Genomic DNA, 5718 nt, shown 5'->3' on the forward strand with positions numbered 1-5718 from the left:
GGTGGGTGGGGGCAAACCCTCAGGACGGCCAGCCCGCGGCGGACACGATCCGTGACGCCACCCCCGTCGAGTCGACCAGCGGGTGAAGCGCCAGCGCCCGGACGGCCGCCGCGCGGGACCGCGTCGTCGCCGCCTCGATCGTGGCCCGTTCGACGGCCTTGACCTGCAGCATCAGGCCGATCTCGGCGAGCCCCGGCAGCACGCACGGCACCGGGTGGGCCCCGTGCGCGTCCACCTCGCAGACCGTCTCGATGATCGCGTCGTCCGGCAGCGCCGGCACCGAGCCGCCGTTGCGGACGTTCAGGATCAGCCGGGTGCGGCGGTCGCCGGCGATGGCCCGCATCAGGTCGAGGGCGACCCGCTCGTAGCCGCCGCCCTCCAGGTCGCAGCTGTCGCGCTCGCCGCCGCCGCTGGCCGCGCGGGCCTCCGCGCCGTACGTCTCCTCGCGCTCCAGCCGCGTGCGCTCCCACGCCGCCAGCGCCTGCTCGGGGGCGGCCCGCGCCGCCTCCTCGAAGAACGCGCCCTGCTGCCGGTCGAGGAACTCGCCCCTGGTCTCCGCCGCCTCGCGGGCCGCGGCCAGCGTCTCGCGGGCCCCGTAGTAGTAGTGCAGGTACTCGTTGGGCAGGGCGCCGAGCGACCGCAGCCAGTCCGCGCCGAAGAGCCGGCCCTCCTCGAACGAGGCGAGCGCCGCGTCGTCGGCGAGCAGTCCGGGCAGCAGGTCGCGGCCGCGCAGCGTCAACGACGAGAGCCAGCCGAGGTGGTTGAGCCCGACGTAGCCGTAGCCGACGGCCGCCGGGTCGGCCCCGGCCGCCCGGGCCGCGCGCCGCACGAGGCCGACGGGGGAGTCGCAGATGCCGATCACCCGGTGCCCCAGCCTGCTGGCCATGGCCTCCGTCACCATTCCGGCCGGGTTGGTGAAGTTGATCAGCCAGGCGTCGGGGGCGACCGCCCGCATCCGGTCCGCGATCCGCAGCGCCACCGGCACCGTCCGCAGCCCGTAGAGCACGCCGCCGGCGCCCACCGTCTCCTGGCCGAGCACGCCCTCGGCGAGCGGCACCCGCTCGTCCCGCACCCGGCCGGCCGTGCCACCCACCCGCATCGCGCAGAACACGAAGTCGGCGCCGCGCAGCGCGTCGTCGAGGTCGGTGGCGATCCGCACCACGGGGGCGTCCCGGACCCCCGCGGCCTGCGCCGCGAGCACCGAGGCGATCGCCCCGGCCCGCACCGGGTCCGAGTCGAACAGCGTCACCTCGGAAGGGCGGTCACTCACACGATCGGGTGTATCGCCCGGACTGACTGTCAGTAGTGCCCGGTATACCAGGGGAACGCGGAATCCGCCGCCGCCGATGATCGTGAGCCTCATGGCCCGGAACGTACCGTAGAGGAGAAGGCCACCATGCCCGGGAGCACAGCGTGACGCACGTGAACGAGAACAGCCAGCCCCGGCCGGCCAGCGCGTTCGACCCCCTTGCCGGGCGGCGTGCCCCGACCGACCCCGACTACGACGTGTACCTCACCGGCACGGTCTTCCTCGACATCGTCTTCACCGGTCTCGAGTCGGCGCCCGTCCGCGGCACCGAGTCCTGGGCGCGCGGCATGGGGTCGAGTCCCGGCGGGGTGGCCAACATGGCCACCGCGCTCGCCAGGCTCGGGTTGCGCACCTCGCTCGCCGCCGCCTTCGGCGACGACAAGTACGGCGAGTACTGCTGGGAGACGTTGGAGCGCGGCGAGGGCATCGACCTCTCCCGCTCCCGCACCGTCCCCGGCTGGCACTCCCCGGTCACCGTGTCCATGGCCTACGAGGGCGAGCGCACCATGGTCTCGCACGGCCACGAGGCGCCACCGCCCTGGGGCCCGCCGACCGGCCCGCCCATCGACGAGGCCGCGCCGCCCGTCGTCCCGGCCGTGCCGCCGCCACCCCGCGCCCGTTCCTGCGTCGCCTCGCTGCGGCCCGGGCAGCCGCAGGGCTGGATCGCTGAGGCGGCGGCCGCCGGCGCCCTGGTCTTCGCGGACGTCGGCTGGGACGACACCGGGGCGTGGGAGCTGGCCGAACTGCCCGACCTGGCGCACTGCGAGGCGTTCCTGCCCAACGCCGCCGAGGCGATGCGCTACACCGGCACCGAGTGCCCGAGGGCCGCCGCCCGCGCCCTGACCGAGCGGGTGCCGCTGGCCGTCGTCACCATGGGCGCCGAGGGCGCCTACGCGGCCGACGGGCGCACCGGCGAGACGGCAGAGGTGCCCGCCATCGTCGTGGAGGCGCTGGACACCACCGGCGCCGGAGACGTCTTCGTGGCCGGCTTCGTCACCGGCACCCTGGCCGGCTGGCCGCTGGCCGACCGGCTGGCGCTCGCCGGGCTCACGGCCGCCCTGTCGGTCCAGGAGTTCGGCGGCTCGCTCTCGGCGCCCGGCTGGGGCGAGGTGGCCGCCTGGTGGCGGCGCGTCCACGCGCTCACCCCGCCGTTCCGCCGGCTCGCCCCCGAGCTCCGCCGCTACGCGTTCCTCTCGGAACTGCTGCCGGGGCCCGCCCCCACCTGGCCGCGCCGCCGCGCCGTGCCCACCCTCGGCTTCCGTGGGTGAGGGCCCGTGAGCACCCTGTCAGGACCAGCACGGCCCCGCTGTCAAGACCATGACGAACAGGGCCGATCGCACTGGGTAATTTCCTGGGGATACGCCGGCCCGGCGTCGTACCCTGGCCTTCGGAAGTCCCGTACCGCACCGCTGTCAGTTCAGAGAGGGATGAGCAGGCCGGCTAGCGGCCACCCATGACGCAGACACCCACACACCAGCCGGCGGCCCGAGCCGCCGAGGCTACCGCCCGGTTCACCGTGCCGGCGAAGCACCCGATGGTCACGGTCCTGGGCTCCGGAGACGCGCTGCTGCGCGTCATCGAGAAGGCGTTCCCCGCCATCGACATCCACGTCCGGGGCAACGAGATCCGCGCCACCGGCGACGAGGCCGAAGTCCACCTCGTGCAGCGCCTCTTCGACGAGATGATGCTGGTGCTGCGCACCGGCCAGCCGCTCACCGAGGACGCCGTCGAACGCTCCATCGCCATGCTGCGCGGTGCCGAGGGCGACGGCGGCGCCAGCCCGGCCCAGGTGCTGACCCAGAACATCCTGTCCAACCGCGGCAAGACGATCCGCCCCAAGACGCTCAACCAGAAGCGTTACGTCGACGCCATCGACCAGCACACCATCGTCTTCGGTATCGGCCCCGCCGGCACCGGCAAGACGTACCTGGCCATGGCCAAGGCGGTGCAGGCGCTCCAGTCCAAGCGGGTCAGCCGGATCATCCTCACCCGGCCAGCCGTCGAGGCCGGCGAGCGGCTCGGCTTCCTGCCCGGCACGCTCTACGAGAAGATCGACCCCTACCTGCGGCCGCTCTACGACGCCCTGCACGACATGCTCGACCCCGACTCCATCCCGCGGCTGCTCAGTGCCGGCACCATCGAGGTCGCCCCGCTCGCCTACATGCGCGGCCGCACGCTCAACGACGCGTTCATCATCCTGGACGAGGCGCAGAACACGAACCCCGAGCAGATGAAGATGTTCCTCACCCGGCTCGGCTTCGAATCCAAGATCGTGATCACCGGCGACGTCACCCAGGTCGACCTGCCCGGCAGCACGAAGAGCGGCCTCCGTCAGGTCCAGGAGATCCTGGACGGCGTCGAAGACGTCCACTTCTCCCGGCTCACCAGCCAGGACGTGGTCCGCCACAAGCTGGTCGGCCGCATCGTGGACGCCTATGAACGCTTCGACGACCGGAACGGAAAGTAGCCGCAGCGGATCATGGCGATCGAGGTCAACAACGAGTCCGGCCTGGAGATCGACGAACGGGCCGTTCTCGACATCGCCAGGTACGCCCTGGCGAGAATGCGCATCCACCCGCTCTCCGAACTGTCGGTGATCGCGGTCGACGAGGCCGCCATGGAGCAGCTCCACCTCCAGTGGATGGACCTGCCGGGCCCCACCGACGTGATGTCCTTCCCGATGGACGAGCTCCGCCCGCCGATCAAGGACGACGAGGAGCCCGTGCAGGGCCTCCTGGGGGACGTCGTGCTCTGCCCCCAGGTGGCGATCCGACAGGGCGCCGCCGCCCCCACCGGGCACTCCATGGACGCGGAGCTCCAACTCCTCACCGTGCACGGCGTGCTGCACCTCCTCGGCTACGACCACGAGGAGCCCGACGAGAAGGTGGAGATGTTCGGTCTCCAGAAGGCCATCGTCGACGGCTGGCGTGCCGAGCACGGCCTGACCGGCCCCTCCCCGGCCCCCACCACGACATGACCACGACCACACTGCTCTCCGTCATCGGCCTGCTGGCGCTGGCCTGGCTGTCCTCCTGCGCGGAGGCCGGCCTGGCCGTCGTCACCAGCTTCCGCGCCGAGGAGGCCAAGCGCGCCGGCCGCCGGGGCGCCGCCCGGCTCGCCGTCCTCGCCGCCGACCCCACCCGCTACCTCAACCTGGCCCTGCTGCTGCGCGTGTGCAGCGAGATGGCGGCCGCCGTCCTGGTGGCCTACGCCTGCCTCCAGGAGTTCGACCGGATATGGCAGGCACTGGCCGTCGCGTTCGGCGTGATGGTGCTGCTGTCCTTCGTCGCCATCGGCGTCTCACCGCGCACCATCGGCCGCCAGCACCCGCTGACCACCACCACCGCCGCCGCCTACGTGCTGATCCCGCTCGGCCGGGTCCTCGGCCCCGTCACCCAGCTGCTGATCCTGCTGGGCAACGCGCTGACCCCCGGCAAGGGCTTCCGCCGCGGCCCGTTCGCCTCCGAGGCCGAGCTGCGGGCCATGGTGGACCTGGCGGAGCGGGAGTCCCTGATCGAGGACGAGGAACGCCGCATGGTGCACTCCGTCTTCGAACTCGGCGACACCCTGGTGCGCGAGGTGATGGTCCCGCGCACCGACCTGATCTCGATAGACCGCCACAAGACCATCCGCCAGGGCCTGGCGCTGGCGCTGCGCTCCGGCTTCTCCCGGATCCCGGTCACCGACGAGAGCGACGACGACATCGTCGGCGTCGTCTACCTCAAGGACCTGTCCCGCGCGGTGCACATCAAGCGGGAGGCCGAGGTGGAGCTCGTCGAGACGCTGATGCGGCCCGCCACCTTCGTGCCCGACACGAAGAACGCGGGCGACCTGCTGCGGGAGATGCAGCAGGACCACATCCACGTGGCGGTCGTCATCGACGAGTACGGCGGCACGGCCGGCCTGGTCACCATCGAGGACATCCTCGAGGAGATCGTCGGCGAGATCACCGACGAGTACGACACCGAGCTGCCGCCCGTCGAGGACCTGGGCGACGACATCCACCGCGTCACCGCCCGCCTCGACCTCGGCGCGCTCGGCGAGCTGTACGGGCTGCGGCTCGACGACGAGGACGTCGAGACGGTCGGCGGCCTGCTCGCCAAGGCCCTCGGCCGCGTGCCGATCGCCGGCGCGAGCGCCGAGGTCTCGGTGACGCCCGAGCAGGCCACGAGGGAGGAACAACAGCTCCCGAGCGCGCTGCGGCTGACGGCGGAACCTCCGGTGGGCCGCCGCAACCGTATCGACCGGGTCCTCGTCCAACCCGTCCACCCCCCGCCGGCGCCGGACCGGGCGCATCTCGGAGCCGACCACCCCAACACGCTTGTCAGTGAGTACTGGCATGCTGTCTGTCTGGCGAGGCTCGGCGCCCGCAAGGAGGCGTTGGCGCTGTTCTCGCGGGTGAGTGACCA

At 72.6% G+C, this 5718-nt stretch carries 5 protein-coding genes; 4 read left to right on the forward strand and 1 reads right to left on the reverse strand.

Features of this window, described 5'->3' with window-relative positions; genetic code table 11:
* Positions 1-19: 19 nt before the first annotated feature.
* Positions 20-1363, reverse strand: coding sequence for a family 4 glycosyl hydrolase (locus E1283_RS30390; RefSeq protein WP_132821391.1), 1344 nt, complete (start codon positions 1361-1363; stop codon positions 20-22).
* Between the two features lie 50 nt (positions 1364-1413).
* Between E1283_RS30390 and E1283_RS30395 the strand changes: the two genes are divergently transcribed.
* The 4 genes from E1283_RS30395 to E1283_RS30410 form a co-directional block, all read left to right on the forward strand.
* The gene (locus E1283_RS30395) at positions 1414-2577 is read left to right on the forward strand and encodes a carbohydrate kinase family protein (protein ID WP_132821392.1); all 1164 of its coding nucleotides are present in this window, start codon (positions 1414-1416) and stop codon (positions 2575-2577) included.
* Between the two features lie 185 nt (positions 2578-2762).
* Positions 2763-3776, forward strand: coding sequence for a PhoH family protein (locus tag E1283_RS30400; RefSeq protein WP_132821393.1), 1014 nt, complete (start codon positions 2763-2765; stop codon positions 3774-3776).
* A gap of 12 nt (positions 3777-3788) precedes the next feature.
* Positions 3789-4286, forward strand: coding sequence for an rRNA maturation RNase YbeY (gene ybeY / locus E1283_RS30405; protein WP_132821394.1), 498 nt, complete (start codon positions 3789-3791; stop codon positions 4284-4286).
* On the forward strand, positions 4283-5718 hold a 1436-nt coding region (locus E1283_RS30410; RefSeq protein WP_132821395.1), incomplete at its 3' end, for a hemolysin family protein. The genes ybeY and E1283_RS30410, both read left to right, overlap by 4 nt.

The sequence above is a fragment of the Streptomyces hainanensis genome (assembly GCF_004348415.1).
Lineage (GTDB): Bacteria > Actinomycetota > Actinomycetes > Streptomycetales > Streptomycetaceae > Streptomyces > Streptomyces hainanensis.

Bases quoted from the DNA above. Each gene is read 5' to 3' on its own strand.
- E1283_RS30390 (WP_132821391.1), bottom strand. From the start codon at position 1,363: ATGAGGCTCACGATCATCGGCGGCGGCGGATTCCGCGTTCCCCTGGTA.
- E1283_RS30400 (WP_132821393.1), top strand. From the start codon at position 2,763: ATGACGCAGACACCCACACACCAGCCGGCGGCCCGAGCCGCCGAGGCT.
- ybeY (WP_132821394.1), top strand. From the start codon at position 3,789: ATGGCGATCGAGGTCAACAACGAGTCCGGCCTGGAGATCGACGAACGG.